This is a genomic window from Sphingobium sp. TomTYG65, from assembly GCF_055395525.1.
The window spans coordinates 1,176,421-1,190,493 of the sequence record NZ_AP027330.1 but is presented as its reverse complement, the minus strand read 5'-3'; the positions used below and the strand labels follow the sequence as shown (position 1 = coordinate 1,190,493).

Genomic DNA, 14,073 nt, shown 5'->3' with positions numbered 1-14,073 from the left:
GCATGGCGTCCATCATTACCGTTTCGGGCCTGACCAAAAGCTATGCGTCAGGGTTTCAGGCGCTGAAGGGCGTCGATCTGGAGATCGAGGAAGGCGAGATTTTCGCACTGCTGGGGCCGAATGGCGCTGGCAAGACGACGATGATCTCCATCATCTGCGGCAATGTGCGGCCGAGCGGTGGAAGGGTGACGGTCGCAGGGCACGATATCTTGCGCGATTATCGCGGGTCGCGGTCCGCCATCGGGCTTGTGCCGCAAGAGCTGCACACCGACGCGTTCGAGCGAGTGATCGACACGGTGCGCTTTTCCCGCGGACTTTTCGGCAAGCCCCGGAATGACGCCTATATCGAAAAGGTCCTGCGGGACCTGTCCCTATGGGATAAGCGGAACAACAAGATGCTGGAACTGTCCGGCGGCATGAAACGGCGCGTGATGATCGCTAAGGCGCTGAGCCATGAGCCACGCGTGCTGTTCCTGGATGAGCCGACGGCGGGCGTCGATGTCGAGCTGCGCCGGGACATGTGGAAGCTGATCGGCGAACTTCGGCAGACGGGCGTCACCATCATATTGACCACCCATTATATCGAGGAGGCCGAGGAGATGGCCGACCGCGTGGGCGTGATCAACAAGGGCGAGTTGATCCTGGTCGAGGAAAAAGCCGCCCTCATGAAAAAGCTGGGCAAGAAGACGCTGACCGTGGCGCTGAGCGAGAGATTGGAACAGCTTCCCGCCGAGCTTGGCGAATGGAACCTGGCGCTGAACGGCGATGGGCATGAGATCGAATATGTGTTCGACACGCGTGCGGAGCGCACCGGCGTGTCGTCGCTGCTGCGCAAGCTTGGTGACCTGGGCATCGGCTACAAGGACCTCAACACGCAGCAAAGCAGCCTGGAGGATATTTTCGTGAGCCTGGTCCATCAGGAGAAGGCGGCATGAGCGGCTTCAACCATCGCGCCATCTGGTCGATCTACAAGTTCGAACTGCACCGGTTCAGCCGTACGCTGCTGACCGGCCTGCTGGTGCCGGTGATTACTACGTCGCTCTACTTCGTCGTGTTTGGCGGAGCGATCGGGTCGCGCATGACGCAGATCGACGGCATCCCCTACGCGGCGTTTATCGTGCCGGGCCTGATCATGATGTCGATGTTCACGGAGAGCATCTTCAACGCAAGCTTCGGCATCTACATGCCCAAATTTTCCGGCACCATATACGAACTGCTGTCGGCGCCGGTATCCGCGACGGAAACGGTTATCGCCTATGTCGGCGCGGCGGCGACCAAGTCGCTGATCGTGGGCATCATCATCTTCGTGACCGCTCATCTGTTCGTCGACATCCATGTGGCGCATCCCTTCGCCATGGCAGGGTTCATGCTGCTGATCGCGGTCAGCTTCTGCCTTTTCGGTTTCATCCTGGGCATATGGGCGCAGAGTTTCGAGCAGTTGCAGGTCATACCGCTGCTGCTGATCATGCCCATGACCTTTCTGGGCGGCGCTTTCTATTCGGTGCATATGCTCGCCGAACCGTGGCGCACGGTGACGCTCTTCAATCCGATCGTCTATCTGGTGTCAGGATTCCGCTGGACCTTCTTCGGGCGCGGAGACGTGGGGATCGAGTTCAGCCTGCTGTTCGTCAGCGCGATGCTGATCGTCTGCCTGGCGATCATCGGATGGATGTTCCGGACCGGCTACCGGCTGAAGAAATGAAAAAGGGCGGTCGCTTCTGGACCGCCTGCGTGATTGATCAGGCCGCTGCGCTTTCCGGCGCTATGGCGAAGAGGGTGACGCCCTTATATTTGTCGTCATTCTCGTTGTAGAGGCCGTACATCCCCTCGAACGTCTCATCCAGCACGCTGACGTCGTTCAGGCCGGCAAGCTTGAAGGTCCCGAGTTTCAGTTCGCGCGGCGGCCCGCCCTCGCGTTCCACGGTCACGGCGTCGATGAACATCTCGTCGTGGCGGGTATAGAGGATGTGCGGCGCCAGCTTGACGACCATCTTGTTGTAGGTCGCCTTCAGGCATTTCTGAAGCGCGATGGCTTCGAAAATGGTCGTCGGGGCAGTCATAACGCCCTGTCCTTAGCGAATTGGCACAAACGTTCAATTGCTTTGTGCGTCGCACCATCGATGCGAGGCGCATTCGGGCCATTTTCAGGATGAGCCGACAAGCCCCAGCCGGTCGCGCATCATCCAGCGAGCAAGCAGAAGAACCGCCACTGCGCCGAGCCCGCTCGCCAGGCCAAACCAGATACCGAGACCCTTCATGCCCAGAGGGAAGGCAAGCAGCGTGCCGACGCCCACGCCGATGATCCAGTAGCCGATGAGGGCGAATATCATCGGCACCTTGGTATCGTGCAGACCTCGTAGCACGCCTGCGCCCACCGCCTGCGTCGCATCGACCAGCTGGAACAGGGCGGCGACTGCCAGAAAGCTGACGGCCAGTGCTGCTGTCCCCGCATTGGCCGGGTCGGCAAGATCGAGGAAAGCGCCGATCAGGAGGCGGGGAAGGGTGATGAGCAGGATCGCCGCCGCAAAGGCGAAACCGAAGCCGAGGACGAGGGCGAGCCAGCCCGCCCGGCCCACTCCGGCCTTGTCCCCGCGTCCATAGGCCAGGCCGACGCGCACGGTTGCCGCCTGGCCGATGCCCATCGGCACCATGAACAGCAGTGCCGCAATTTGAATAGCGACGGCATGGGCAGCAAGCGAATCGCGGCCGATAAGACCCATGAGCAGGGCCGAGGCGTTGAACACCGTGGTTTCGAAGCCAACCGTGATCGCGATCGGCAGGCCGAGCGCCCATACGGCGCGGTGCCGTTCCCGATCACGGGTCCAGAAGCGCCCGAAGAGGCGATAGCGGCGGAAGCGGCGATCTATCAGGATCACGGCGAGCAGCCCCAGGAACAGGAACAGGGACGACAAGCTGCTCGCCAGCCCCGCGCCGAACAGGCCCAGCGCGGGCAGGCCGGCATGGCCGAAGATCAACAGCCAGGCCGCAACCAGGTTGAACGGTATGGCGAGTAGCATGATGACCACTGCCCAGACCGGCCGCTCCAGCGCGGAAATGAAATTGCGCAATGTGGTGAAGCCGAGAAAGGGCAGCAGCGCCCATTGCAACCCATGCATCATCCGTCCCGCCTGATGGGCGAGATCGGGCTGTTGCCCCATGCCGAGCAGGATTGCTTCGCTTTGGGAAAGCAGGAGCCAGGCGGGCAGGACAAAGAAGAAGGCGGCGCGCAGCGTCTGCTGCACCGTGCGTCGGACGTCACGCACCGAATGGCGGCGGCGGCCGCGTTCATTGGCGATCAGCGGTGCCGCAGCCGTCACCAGACCCATGCCGAAGATGAGCAAGGCGTGGAAGAGGTTGATGGCGAGAGCGCCAGCAGCAACTCCCTGCGCTCCCAGGCGGCCGATCATGAGCAGGTCGATCGCGGCAATTCCGGCCCAGGCGATATTGCCTGCGATCATGGGTAGCGCGAGTGCGAGCAGCGCGCCTGCCTCTATGCGCCAGGGGGAGTGTTGCCGACTCATATCAGACCTGAACCAAAGCCGTTCGCTTCGAGCGAAGTCGAGAATTGATATGCAGAAGTGTCCCTACTTCGCTCGACACGCACAGATGGAGAGTTGCTGGAGCGTCCTTCAATGCTTCTTGAACAGGTGCAGTACCGCGACGATGATGCCGCCGATCACCAGGCCGACTATCGCCGCTCCGATAGCATTTATGACCCAATCGATCACGCCGGCGATGGCAGGCAGGGCGTGGGCTGCGCCCTCGGCAACATGATGGATCGTACCGGGGATCAGATCCCAGTGAAATTCGTGCAAGCCATGAACGATGAGCCCGCCGCCTACCCACAGCATTGCGGCGGTGCCGACGACCGAGAGGATTTTCATCAATAGCGGCATCGCGTGCACCAGGCCCCGGCCGACGGCTCGGGCGGCGGCAGAGGATCGTTCGGTCAGGTGCAGGCCGATATCGTCCATCTTCACGATGAAGCCGACGACGCCATAGACGCCTGCCGTAATCAGGATGGCGACCACGAACAGAACCAGAGCCTGTTCCCACAGCGGTTCCGAAGCGACGGTGCCCAGCGCGATCGCCATGATCTCGCCCGATAGGATGAAGTCGGTGCGGATGGCCCCCGACACCTTCTGGTCCTCCAGTTCCTTCGAACTGTGGGTTTCCATCGCTTCTTCGGCGACGTCATGGCCGCCCTGCACGGCCTCGAGCAGCTTTTCGACGGCTTCGAAGCAAAGGAAGGCGCCGCCGAGCATCAGGAGCGGGGGCAACAGCCAAGGCGCAAAGGCGCTAAGCACCAGCGCGGCTGGCAGGAGGAAGAAGAGTTTGTTGCGCAGGGACCCGCGAGCGATCTTCCAGATGATGGGGAGTTCGCGATCGGGCGTCAGGCCCATCACATAGCGCGGCGTCACCGCCGTATCGTCGATGACCACGCCGGCCGCCTTGGACCCCGCTCTCCCGGCCGCCGCGGCGACGTCATCGAGTGAGGTTGCAGTAAGCTTGGCGATGCCCGCGACGTCGTCGAGCAGCGCGATCAGACCCGAAGGCATTGATATATTTCCCCTGTTGAAGGGCTGGTGCGCAGCCCTTTACGGCTTCGTCTCATAGGGGCGCGGTCTGGTGGGGGCAATAACGGCGCGGATCAGGAAGGATCAGGCGATGCCGCGATAGTTGCCGGGCGGGTCGCTGGCGGGGAAGGATTCGTCCACCTGCTCATCGACCATGTCCCAATCGCGGGGGTCGATATGCTGCTCAGCCGGTCCGGCGTCGCGCACGATGCCGAATGAGCCGACCGGCGCCCGATCATCCCACACGCCCTTGGCCTGCCGTTCCTGCCACGCCCGCCAGGCTACGGCACCAAGTCCACCCAGAAAAGCCAGCTTCAACAACCCCTTCATGACGATTTCTCCTGCGGATCGTGAACATGTATCCAATCGGCCCGGTTGCCCGTCACGCCATGTGGGTGAAGCGAAAATTCGCCCTCTTCGTCGGTGCCGGGTTCTGCATGATCGCCGCCGGGATGTGTCGCCACTACCCAGCGCTCCCGCAGCGCGGCGTTGATCATTGCGCGCCACTGGCTCTCATCGCCCGCTTCGCGCATCGCAGCGTCCGGGTCTTTCATGATTGCGAGGATGCTCGCGGCGTCCGCCACCTTTTCCTGCCACCGGTCCGTATCACCAGCGGCGAGGTGGCGGGCGAGCCGCTCGATAAGGGTGCGTTCTTCCATGGCCGGGGAACGCCTGCCGATTGGCTTCCGTTCCGCTCTTTTCGTGACGGTAGCGCAGCGGGTTGAACAGGACCGGCGGCTGATCGTTGGAAAGGCAGGGCGGGCGGCTGGACAGGAGACCCATCATGCCTCGCGGCGACAAGAGCAGCTATACCGGCAAGCAGAAGCGCAAGGCCGAACATATCGAGGAAAGCTACGAAGAACGGGGCGTATCGCACAAGGAAGCCGAACGGCGCGCCTGGGCGACGGTGAACAAGGAATCTGGTGGTGGAAACAAGTCAGGGTCCGGCCGAGGAAAGCCCGACACTCATGTTTCTTCACGCAAGGGCGGACGCAAAGGTGGCGCTGCTTCGGCCAGGCGCTCCGCGGCAGACCGCTCGGCGGCGGCCAAGAAAGGCTGGGAAACGCGGCGGAAGCGGGCAGCTGGATAAGCCTTCCTCAGCGGGAAGCCTTTGCCTCCGGTTGCAGCCGTATCTCGAATAATTTGGGCCAATTTTTTCCGGTGATGAAGAGCCGGTCCCCCTCTGCATCATAGGCGATGCCGTTGGCGACAGCCTCATCGTCCGTCGCGCCGCTGGCCTTCGCGAGCGGGGCGATGTCGATCCAGTCGATCACCTTGCCGGTGGCGGGATCGATCCGGGCGATATGGCTGTCATACCAGATATTGGCCCAAATCTCCCCTTTCACATATTCCAGTTCATTCAGCCGATCGACGGGGCGTCCATTGAAGGTAACAGTGATCCGGCGAGTTTCGGCAAGCGTTTCAGGGTCCAGGAAACGAAGCTGGGCGGTGCCGTCGCTCATGATGAGGTTGCGGCCATCCTGCGTCATCCCCCAGCCTTCACCTTCATAGCGAAAGCGGGAAATGGGGGAGAAGTCGGACAGCTTCCAGACAAAGCCCTGGCGGTGGCGCCAGGTGAGGCTGATCAGCCGGTCCTTCCAGTTGACTATGCCTTCACCAAAATAGGGCGGAGGAATGACGAGCTTTTCGATGACCTTCCCGTCCTTGAGCGCGACCTTGCGGATTTCCGAGCGGCCCTCAAGTCCGGTGCTTTCGTAAAGAGCGCCCTGATGGAAGAAGAGACCTTCCGTAAAAGCGGTAGCATCGTGCGGGTAGGTTTTGATCAGCTTCCAGGGGGTGTCAGCCTGCGCCGGAGCGGCCAGAAGCGTAAGTAATGTGAAAAGCAGAGCTACCCACTTGCGTTCGTTTTGAGCGGCGTTTCTCGACTTCGCTCGAAACGAACGGATGATGCAAGAGATCATTCGGCCGCTTGCTCGGCAATCGCAGCGGTCAGCCATGATGGCAAAGCGGCGGGGTCCATATCCTCCACTCGGCGCAACTCGATCGAGAGGCCAAGGTCGGGCAAAGCCAAGCGCTGACGCTTCTCCTGGGCTTCCGATAGCGGCACGGCGACGAGGCGGCGGTTGACCTTGCTGCGATAATGCATGCGGGCAGTGTTTTCCTGGCCCACATAACAGCCCTTGTCGAAATCGACGCCGCGCAGCTCTCCGGCGTTGGTTTCGAGCCAGAGAGTCTGGTCCTGACCCAGCTCGGCCGTTCCCTCGAATATGCCAAGGGAGAGACGATGCGCGCGGAAAGCGGGCGATGCGTCGCCAGGTGAGGCGGGAGCGAGCCAGCGGTGCCCAAGGGCGGGGAGGCGCGGATCGACCGGCTTGTCCTTTGCGTCGAGTGACCAATGGACCGCAACATTCTCTTCGCGTGCGATCACCGCCTTGCGGCGCAGGCGATAGAGGGTCAGGCGCTTGGCCAGCGCTTCTGCCTGGGCGGCTTCGCAGTCGATCAGCACATCATCGCCATCGGCCCAAAGGATGAAGTCGAACAGCGCCTTGCCCTGCGGTGTCAGCAGCCCCGTCCAACGCGGTTCATCAGCTTTGAGCGTCAGCACATCGCGGGTGAGCAGACCCTGGAGAAAGGGCTTGGCCTCTTCGCCTGAAATTCTAAGGAGTGCGCGGTCGCGCAGGGTGGTCGGTGTCATGTGTGCAACTTAAGCGCAGCCCTTGATTTTTCTACCCCGTTCGTGTCGAGACACGGGGCGTACACGCTTCTCGACCCTTCGACGATGCTCAGGACAGGCTTCGCGCTAAGCGAACGGAGATATCAAATGGCCCAGAATTTCGACCTCATCCTGAAAAACGGCACCGTTCATACGCCTGGCGGCGCGGACAGAGCCGATGTGGGCGTGCGCGGCGGGAAGATCGTCGCCATCGGCGGTTCGCTGGGCGATGCGGGCGAGGTGATCGACTGTGCGGGGCTGGATGTGCTGCCGGGCTGCATCGACAGCCAGGTGCATTTCCGCGAGCCGGGGCTGGAGCATAAGGAAGATCTTGAATCGGGCAGCCGCGCGGCGGTCCTGGGCGGGATCACAGCCGTGTTCGAAATGCCCAATACCAATCCCAATACCGACAGCGAAGAGCGGGTACGCGACAAGCTGGCCCGTGCCCATCATCGCATGTGGTGCGATCATGCGTTCTACGTCGGGGCGACGGCTGACAATGCCGAGCAACTCAAGGAATTGGAGCGAATTCCCGGCACGGCGGGCGTGAAAATCTTCATGGGCGCATCGACCGGCAGCCTGCTGGTCGATGATGATGGGGCACTGTCGCGCGTACTCGCCAGCGGAACGCGCCGCGTCGCCATTCACGCCGAGGATGAGGCCCGGATGAATGCGCGCAAGGATCTGCGGGTGGACGGCGATCCTTCGTCGCATCCAGTCTGGCGCGATGATGAAAGCGCGATGATCGCGACGAAGCGCATCATTGGCCTTGCTCGTCAGGCGCGCCGCCGCATCCACATCCTGCATGTAACGACGCCGGCCGAGCTGGAATATATCGCCGGGCACAAGGATATCGCGACCTGCGAAGTCACGCCCCAGCATCTGACGCTGGCGGCCGAGGATGCCTATCCCCGGCTAGGCACCTATGCGCAGATGAACCCGCCGATCCGTTCGGGCGCGCATCGCGATGGCCTTTGGCATTGGCTGAACCAGGGCGTGCCCGATGTGCTGGGTAGCGATCATGCGCCGCATACGGTGGAGGAGAAGGCGAAGGCTTATCCGGCTTCCCCCAGCGGCATGCCGGGCGTGCAGACGCTTGTCCCCCTGCTGCTGAACCATGTTGCGGAGGGGCGGCTGTCGCTGCGGCGCTTCATCGAACTGACGTCTTCGGGGCCGCAGCGCGTGTTCGGGCTTGTCGGCAAGGGGCGCATCGCGCTTGGCTATGACGCCGACTTTACTGTCGTGGATCTCAAGAAGCGGTGGACAGTTGGCAGCGACTGGCTGGCGTCCCGCTGCAACTGGTCGCCGTTCGAAGGGATGGAGCTGACCGGCAAGGCCGTCGGCACCATCGTTCGCGGCCATCGCGTCATGTGGGAAGACACGCTGGCCAATGAAGCGGTGGGCGAGGCTGTGCGCTTTGAGGCGACCGAGTTCGCCTGACCCGTAAGGCGGCAGCGGGTCTAGGCTGCAGCCAACCTGCTGCGCCTGGCCGCGGCGACGCTGTCCGAGGCGAAGAGGATGAGGCCGAGCCAGATGAGCGCGAAGCTCAGTATCTGGCCATGCGTCAGCTTTTCGCCAAAGAGGAAGACGCCGCAGGAGAATTGAATAGACGGCGCAACATATTGCGTTAGCCCCAACATCGCCATGGGCAGTCGTTGCGCCGCCATGGCGAAGAGGATGAGCGGCACGGTCGTCACTGCGCCGGAGGCGATGAGCAGCGTCGTCAGATAGGCGTCCTTGCCAAGGCTGATGCCGCCATGAGCCGACAACCAGAATAGATAGGCAAGCGCCAGCGGGGTGAGAATCAAGGTTTCAGCGCCGAGCCCGACCATCGGTGCGACCGGCGTCAGCTTGCGGATGAGGCCATAGAAGGCAAAGCTGACCGCCAGCGTGACGCTGATCCAGAGAGTGGTGAGCGCGGCCGCGGCCATGATCGCGACGCCCAGCGCGGCGATGCCGATGGCGATCGCCTGTCCGCGCCGCAGCCTTTCCTTGAGGACAATGACGCCTAGCGCGACATTGACCAGCGGGTTGAGGAAATAACCGAGGCTGGCCGCGACTACATGGCCGCCATTGACGGCCCATACATAGACCAGCCAGTTGACCGCGATAAACAGCGCCGATGCAGTCAGCGGCAACAACAGTCGCCGATCACGCAACGTGGCCAACAGTGCGCTCAGGCTGCGCCGCGCCAGGAGCAAGCCCAGGATCAGTGTAAGCGACCACAGGACGCGTTGAGCCACCACCTCGACCGGCGTGACGGCATGCAGCAGCTTGAAGAAAATGGGCAGCAGGCCCCAAAGGCCATAGGCGCCCAGCGCGGCGATGAGACCTGCCCGCACTTCCTGTTGATGCTGGTTCAGAAAATGCCTCCGCCCAGGAAGAGGCGCAGCGCGCCGATAGCGGCGACGATCAGGCAGAAATTACGGCCGCTGTTCTTCACCGACAGGACGCCGATCAACGCACCGAACAGCGCGATCGGTACGAGCAGCCAGTTGACGATACCCAGGAGCGGCAGAAATGCCGGGATCATGAGCAGCAGCGCGAACAGGCCGATCAGAACAGAGAGAGCGTTAAGCATAGTAGCCAGAATGGCCCTTGGCACGTCCGGGGGCAAGATGGTGTATGATGCCAGTGCTCAGCAAATGGCATCAAGGAATTTTTAGCGATTCACCAAAAGTGCTAACAGAAAATTAACCTGTGCTCTTCATCCCTTGTTTACGAAGGAGTGAAGCCATGCTGCGTTTCCGTTCTGCCTGTGCCATTGCCGTGCTGCTGGCCTTGCCGCTGGCGAGTTGCGGCAAGCGCGATCAAGAAGCGGACTTGAATGCGCTCGACGCACAGCTCACCAATAATGCCGTTGATCCGGGCCTGAAGGAAGCACTTGAGGGAAAGATCAAGGTTGATCCCGGCAAAGTGAGCCGGTCCGGGCGGATTGCGGATCGTGCGGCCCCGCTGCCCGCTTTGAAGGGCGATGCAGCCAGGGCGCTCGCCGAATCAGTGAAGATCGCAGGGGGCAAGCTGCTTGCAACGCCCGCTCCGGCGGAAGGTGAGGCGACCGAACCGGCAGCGATGCTTACGGCAGTCGCGAAGGAGCAGCAAAAGCCCGGTGGCAACGCGTTTTGCCGGAAGCAACTCGCCTATGGCATGCAGTGGGCGAGCCGGATGCCCGACCCATTCACCGTTTATCCCGGCGCTCAGTTGAGGGAAGCGGCTGGCGCGGACAAAAATGGCTGTACGCTGCGCGCCGCCACCTTCGTGACGGCGGTGCCGCGTCAGAGCGTCATGGATTTTTATTACACGCAGGCGCGCCGCGCTGGTTTTGACGCTGAACACAAGATCATGGGCGGTGATCATGTGCTGGGCGGCACGCGCAAGGATGATGGCGCGGCCTTCCTTCTCCTCTTCACCGGCGCGCCGGGTGGTGGGACCAACGTCGATATCATCGCCGATCAGGGGCAGTAAGCGCGCAGAAAGCCGCGTCCGCCCATTTTCTTTGCCGCGTTTTGCCTCTAGGGCGGGCGGCATGAACAATATCCTCCTTGTCATGAGCGGCGGCGCCGTGGGCGCGCTGGCCCGCTACCAGCTCGGCCGCTTTGCGGGCCATATGCTGCCGGGCGCGTTGTGGCCATGGGGGACCTTTGCCGCCAATGTGCTGGGCGGCTTCGCCATGGGCCTGCTTGCCGGGTGGCTGGCGCGGTTCAACAGCGGGTCGGGTGAGGCAGTGCGGCTGCTGCTCGCGGTCGGCGTGCTAGGTGGCTTCACCACCTTTTCCTCCTTCAGCCTGGAGACGGTGCTGATGATAGAGCGTGGCCAGATGGGCATGGCGCTTGGCTATGCCCTGTTTTCCGTCGTAGCGGCCGTTGCGGCGCTGGTTGGTGGCCTCAGCCTAATGCGGAGCGTCGCATGAAGGGGCGTCCTCCGGGTAAATCGTCGGGTCCCGCACGCGGTGGCCGTAAGCCGGCAGGTGGTGCTGGCGCCCCAGGCCGCGCGAGAGGCGCTGCCAAGGCGGCGCGCGCGCGTAAACCTGACGCGCCGAAGCCTGCGGCAAAGCCGGTGAGTAAGCCTGCAGCGGCAAAGCCGGCTGCGGCGAAGGCTGTTGCGGCAAAGGGCGTGTCGCTCGACGTCCGGCAGTTCCGCGTCGGTGCAGATGATGACGGCATCCGGCTCGATCGCTGGTTCCAGCGCCATCTGCCCGATATCGGTTTCAACAGCGTGTCGCGCTGGGCCCGTACGGGACAGCTGCGGGTCGATGGCGCGCGGGCCGCGCCCGGCGACCGTCTCGCCGAAGGGCAGATGATCCGGGTCCCGCCCGCCGAACCAAAGGCTCCCGAAACGGCCAAGCCCCGCCGCGTCCGTCCGGAACTGAGCGAGGATCAGATCACCTTTGCGCAGAGCCTGGTCATTCATCGTGATGCTCAGGCAATCGTCATCAACAAGCCGCCTGGCCTTGCCACCCAGGGCGGGACCAAGACCGACGACCATGTCGATGGCCTGCTCGACGCGCTGGAATTCGAGCTGGATCAGAGGCCAAAGCTGGTCCACCGCCTGGACAAGGACACGTCCGGCGCGCTGCTGATCGCCCGCACGGCACGTTCCGCGGCCTATTTTGCAAAGGCTTTCTCCAGCCGCACCGCGCGCAAGGTCTATTGGGCCATTGTGATCGGCGTGCCGTCGATCGACGACGGGATGATCGAACTGCCGATCGCCAAGCAGCCGGGCACCGGCGGCGAGAAGATGCACGTGGATGAGCAAGAGGGGCTGCCCGCCCGCTCACGCTATCGCGTGATCGAGCGCGCTGGCAACCGCGCCGCCTGGGTGGAGCTGCAACCCCATACCGGCCGCACTCACCAGCTGCGCGTGCATATGGCGGCAATCGGCCACCCGATTGTCGGCGACGGCAAATATGGCGGCAAGGAAGCGTTCCTCTCCGGCACGATCAGCCGGAAGATGCACCTGCACGCCCGCCGCATTCGGGTGGATCATCCCGATGGCGGCCGCGTCGATGTGCGCGCCGAACTGCCCGAGCATTTCGCCGCCAGCCTCGTTTCGCTGGGCTTCGACATCAACGGCGGCGACCTGCCGCTGGACGAGGAAATCGCACGCGCGCCCACGCGCGAGGATGAGAAGAAGGCGGCCCGCGCACATGCCAAGCAGGTCCGCAAGGGGCGGCGGGGCGAACGCCGTTCGCGGGGGGCAGGCGGCCCTCGCAAGAAATGAGCAACCGGCTTGCCGTGTTCGACTGTGATGGAACGCTGGTCGATAGCCAGCATAGCATCTGCACGGCCATGATTCGCGCCTTTGAAGGGGAGAAGCTCGCGCCGCCTGATCGGGCGAGCATCCTGTCCGTTGTCGGCCTCTCGCTACCGCTGGCGATCGCTCGGCTGCTGCCGGAGGCGCAGGCGGACTTTCACGATCATCTCTCCGAAAGCTACAAGCGCGCCTTTCACCGCTTGCGGCAGGACAATGCGGTGTCCGAGCCGCTTTATCCCGGCATTGCCGAACTCATTCGCGATCTGGACGCGGACGGCTGGCTTTTGGGAGTGGCGACCGGAAAGTCGGATCGCGGGCTTAATCTCTGCCTCAGCCATCATGGCATCCACGCGCATTTCGTCACGCTCCAGACGGCGGATCGGCACCCGTCAAAACCGCATCCTTCCATGCTGCTGACCGCCATGGCAGAGGCGGGCGCGGCGCCCGAAACCACGGTGATGATTGGCGACACCAGCTATGACATCGATATGGCGCTGGCGGCGGGCACAAGGGCGCTGGGCGTAGGCTGGGGCTACCACGAACCATCGGAACTGATCGCGGCGGGCGCGCATGGCGTGGCGATGGACAGCAGCGAACTCAGAACCCATATCGACCAGGAATGACCGACTTTCCTCCTCCACCCTCCATCGACCCGGAAAAGGCCGCGCGTCAGCGGCATTTCGCGCTGGGGCTGTTCCGCCTGTCGGGCGCCCTGATCGTGATGTTCGGCTTTCTCATCCTGATGCAGCGGTTCAGCTGGGTGCAGGGTGGAAAGGCCAAGGCGATGGGCTCCATCTTCGTGGTGGTTGGCCTGTTCCAGTTCATCATCATCCCCCGCCTGCTGCTGGCGCTGTTCCGGAGGCCGCCGCAATGAAACGCTTTTACAAGGATGTTGCCGTCGTTCCGGGCGACAGGGGGTATGAGATCAAGCTGGATAGCCGGCCAGTGCGCACCCCTGCGCGCGCCGCCCTGGCGCTGCCGACTGAACGCCTGGCAGAGGCGGTTGCGGACGAGTGGCGTGCGCAAGGCGATACCGTCGATCCGCGCTCAATGCCCTTCACCGGGCTCGCCAACGGGGCGATCGATCAGATAGCGCTGAACCGGGAGAGCTTTGCCGCAGGCATCGCTCGCTATGGGGAAAGCGACCTGCTCTGTTATCGTGCCGAGGGACCGGCGGAACTGATCGCGCGCGAGGCGGCGGCATGGGACCCGCTGCTCGATTGGGCGCGGCATCGCTATGACGTCAATTTCCGCGTGACCCACGGCATCATCCCGGTGGATCAGCCAGCTGAAACGCTTGAGCGATTGGAAGCGGCTGTGTTGGCTTATGATCCCTTCATGCTGGCCGGACTGTCCACCTTGGTAACCCTTTCGGGGTCACTGGTTTGCGGTCTCGCGATCGTTGAGGGCGGGCATGACGCCGACGCGATCTGGACCGCGTCCGAGATCGACGAAGCCTGGGAGATCGAGCAATGGGGCGAGGACGCCGAAGCGACCGCCCGCTCCGCCAAACGGCGGGATGAATTTGCGATGGCGCGGCGGTTCTGCGAGTTGGCGGCGGGGTAGGCC

At 63.0% G+C, this 14,073-nt stretch carries 19 protein-coding genes; 10 read left to right on the top strand and 9 right to left on the bottom strand.

The genetic code is table 11. The features are described 5' to 3' along the window. Nucleotides 1-2 precede the first annotated feature (2 nt). The gene (locus ACZ5Y5_RS05925) at nucleotides 3-935 is read left to right on the top strand and encodes an ABC transporter ATP-binding protein (RefSeq protein WP_464810250.1); all 933 of its coding nucleotides are present in this window, start codon (nucleotides 3-5) and stop codon (nucleotides 933-935) included. Further along, a complete protein-coding gene (locus tag ACZ5Y5_RS05920) occupies nucleotides 932-1,702 on the top strand; it encodes an ABC transporter permease (RefSeq protein WP_464810249.1) in 771 nt (256 codons plus the stop codon). The genes ACZ5Y5_RS05925 and ACZ5Y5_RS05920 overlap by 4 nt, the downstream gene beginning before the upstream one ends. 37 nt (nucleotides 1,703-1,739) lie before the next feature. On the opposite strand, the gene ACZ5Y5_RS05915 is transcribed toward ACZ5Y5_RS05920, so the two are convergent. The 5 genes from ACZ5Y5_RS05915 to ACZ5Y5_RS05895 form a co-directional block, all read right to left on the bottom strand. Beyond that, complete coding sequence (locus tag ACZ5Y5_RS05915) at nucleotides 1,740-2,060, bottom strand: hypothetical protein (protein WP_464810248.1); 321 nt, start codon at nucleotides 2,058-2,060, stop codon at nucleotides 1,740-1,742. An 84-nt stretch (nucleotides 2,061-2,144) separates the two neighbouring features. Further along, nucleotides 2,145-3,521: an MATE family efflux transporter gene (locus ACZ5Y5_RS05910; RefSeq protein ID WP_464810247.1), complete on the bottom strand. Its 1,377-nt coding sequence runs from the start codon at nucleotides 3,519-3,521 to the stop codon at nucleotides 2,145-2,147. A gap of 108 nt (nucleotides 3,522-3,629) precedes the next feature. Continuing rightward, nucleotides 3,630-4,559 (bottom strand): DUF808 domain-containing protein, encoded by a 930-nt coding sequence (locus ACZ5Y5_RS05905; RefSeq protein WP_464810246.1) that lies wholly within the window; start codon nucleotides 4,557-4,559, stop codon nucleotides 3,630-3,632. A 102-nt stretch (nucleotides 4,560-4,661) separates the two neighbouring features. After that, nucleotides 4,662-4,907: a hypothetical protein gene (locus ACZ5Y5_RS05900; RefSeq protein ID WP_464810245.1), complete on the bottom strand. Its 246-nt coding sequence runs from the start codon at nucleotides 4,905-4,907 to the stop codon at nucleotides 4,662-4,664. Further along, on the bottom strand, nucleotides 4,904-5,236 hold the full coding sequence (locus ACZ5Y5_RS05895) for a hypothetical protein (RefSeq protein WP_464810244.1): 333 nt from the start codon (nucleotides 5,234-5,236) through the stop codon (nucleotides 4,904-4,906). Before ACZ5Y5_RS05895 ends, ACZ5Y5_RS05900 begins: the two co-directional genes overlap by 4 nt. Nucleotides 5,237-5,361: 125 nt before the next feature. On the opposite strand from ACZ5Y5_RS05895, the gene ACZ5Y5_RS05890 reads away from it, so the two are divergent. Then, entirely contained in the window at nucleotides 5,362-5,667 is a 306-nt protein-coding gene (locus ACZ5Y5_RS05890; protein WP_464810243.1) for a plasmid stabilization protein, read from the top strand. Nucleotides 5,668-5,674: 7 nt separating this feature from the next. Here ACZ5Y5_RS05890 and ACZ5Y5_RS05885 read toward each other — a convergent pair whose 3' ends face one another. Further along, nucleotides 5,675-6,499, bottom strand: coding sequence for a glutaminyl-peptide cyclotransferase (locus ACZ5Y5_RS05885; RefSeq protein WP_464810242.1), 825 nt, complete (start codon nucleotides 6,497-6,499; stop codon nucleotides 5,675-5,677). Then, nucleotides 6,496-7,233: a CAF17-like 4Fe-4S cluster assembly/insertion protein YgfZ gene (ygfZ, locus tag ACZ5Y5_RS05880; protein ID WP_464810241.1), complete on the bottom strand. Its 738-nt coding sequence runs from the start codon at nucleotides 7,231-7,233 to the stop codon at nucleotides 6,496-6,498. Before ygfZ ends, ACZ5Y5_RS05885 begins: the two co-directional genes overlap by 4 nt. A gap of 126 nt (nucleotides 7,234-7,359) precedes the next feature. Between ygfZ and ACZ5Y5_RS05875 the strand changes: the two genes are divergently transcribed. Then, a complete protein-coding gene (locus tag ACZ5Y5_RS05875; RefSeq protein WP_464810240.1) occupies nucleotides 7,360-8,691 on the top strand; it encodes a dihydroorotase in 1,332 nt (443 codons plus the stop codon). Between the two features lie 20 nt (nucleotides 8,692-8,711). On the opposite strand, the gene rarD is transcribed toward ACZ5Y5_RS05875, so the two are convergent. Both rarD and ACZ5Y5_RS05865 read right to left on the bottom strand, forming a co-directional pair. Then, nucleotides 8,712-9,593, bottom strand: a complete 882-nt coding sequence (gene rarD, locus ACZ5Y5_RS05870) for an EamA family transporter RarD (RefSeq protein ID WP_464810239.1) — start codon at nucleotides 9,591-9,593, stop codon at nucleotides 8,712-8,714. A gap of 17 nt (nucleotides 9,594-9,610) precedes the next feature. After that, the gene (locus tag ACZ5Y5_RS05865; RefSeq protein ID WP_464810238.1) at nucleotides 9,611-9,832 is read right to left on the bottom strand and encodes a hypothetical protein; all 222 of its coding nucleotides are present in this window, start codon (nucleotides 9,830-9,832) and stop codon (nucleotides 9,611-9,613) included. 155 nt (nucleotides 9,833-9,987) lie between these two features. On the opposite strand from ACZ5Y5_RS05865, the gene ACZ5Y5_RS05860 reads away from it, so the two are divergent. The 6 genes from ACZ5Y5_RS05860 (at nucleotide 9,988) to ACZ5Y5_RS05835 (ending at nucleotide 14,070) form a co-directional block, all read left to right on the top strand. After that, nucleotides 9,988-10,716: a hypothetical protein gene (locus ACZ5Y5_RS05860; protein ID WP_464810237.1), complete on the top strand. Its 729-nt coding sequence runs from the start codon at nucleotides 9,988-9,990 to the stop codon at nucleotides 10,714-10,716. A gap of 61 nt (nucleotides 10,717-10,777) precedes the next feature. After that, entirely contained in the window at nucleotides 10,778-11,161 is a 384-nt protein-coding gene (crcB, locus tag ACZ5Y5_RS05855; RefSeq protein ID WP_464810236.1) for a fluoride efflux transporter CrcB, read from the top strand. Continuing rightward, the gene (locus ACZ5Y5_RS05850; protein ID WP_464810235.1) at nucleotides 11,158-12,471 is read left to right on the top strand and encodes an RluA family pseudouridine synthase; all 1,314 of its coding nucleotides are present in this window, start codon (nucleotides 11,158-11,160) and stop codon (nucleotides 12,469-12,471) included. The genes crcB and ACZ5Y5_RS05850 overlap by 4 nt, the downstream gene beginning before the upstream one ends. Then, nucleotides 12,468-13,127, top strand: coding sequence for an HAD-IA family hydrolase (locus tag ACZ5Y5_RS05845; protein ID WP_464810234.1), 660 nt, complete (start codon nucleotides 12,468-12,470; stop codon nucleotides 13,125-13,127). The genes ACZ5Y5_RS05850 and ACZ5Y5_RS05845 overlap by 4 nt, the downstream gene beginning before the upstream one ends. Then, nucleotides 13,124-13,378: a hypothetical protein gene (locus ACZ5Y5_RS05840; RefSeq protein WP_464810233.1), complete on the top strand. Its 255-nt coding sequence runs from the start codon at nucleotides 13,124-13,126 to the stop codon at nucleotides 13,376-13,378. Before ACZ5Y5_RS05845 ends, ACZ5Y5_RS05840 begins: the two co-directional genes overlap by 4 nt. Then, complete coding sequence (locus ACZ5Y5_RS05835; RefSeq protein WP_464810232.1) at nucleotides 13,375-14,070, top strand: ATP12 family chaperone protein; 696 nt, start codon at nucleotides 13,375-13,377, stop codon at nucleotides 14,068-14,070. The genes ACZ5Y5_RS05840 and ACZ5Y5_RS05835 overlap by 4 nt, the downstream gene beginning before the upstream one ends. The last annotated feature ends 3 nt before the right edge of the window (nucleotides 14,071-14,073 follow it).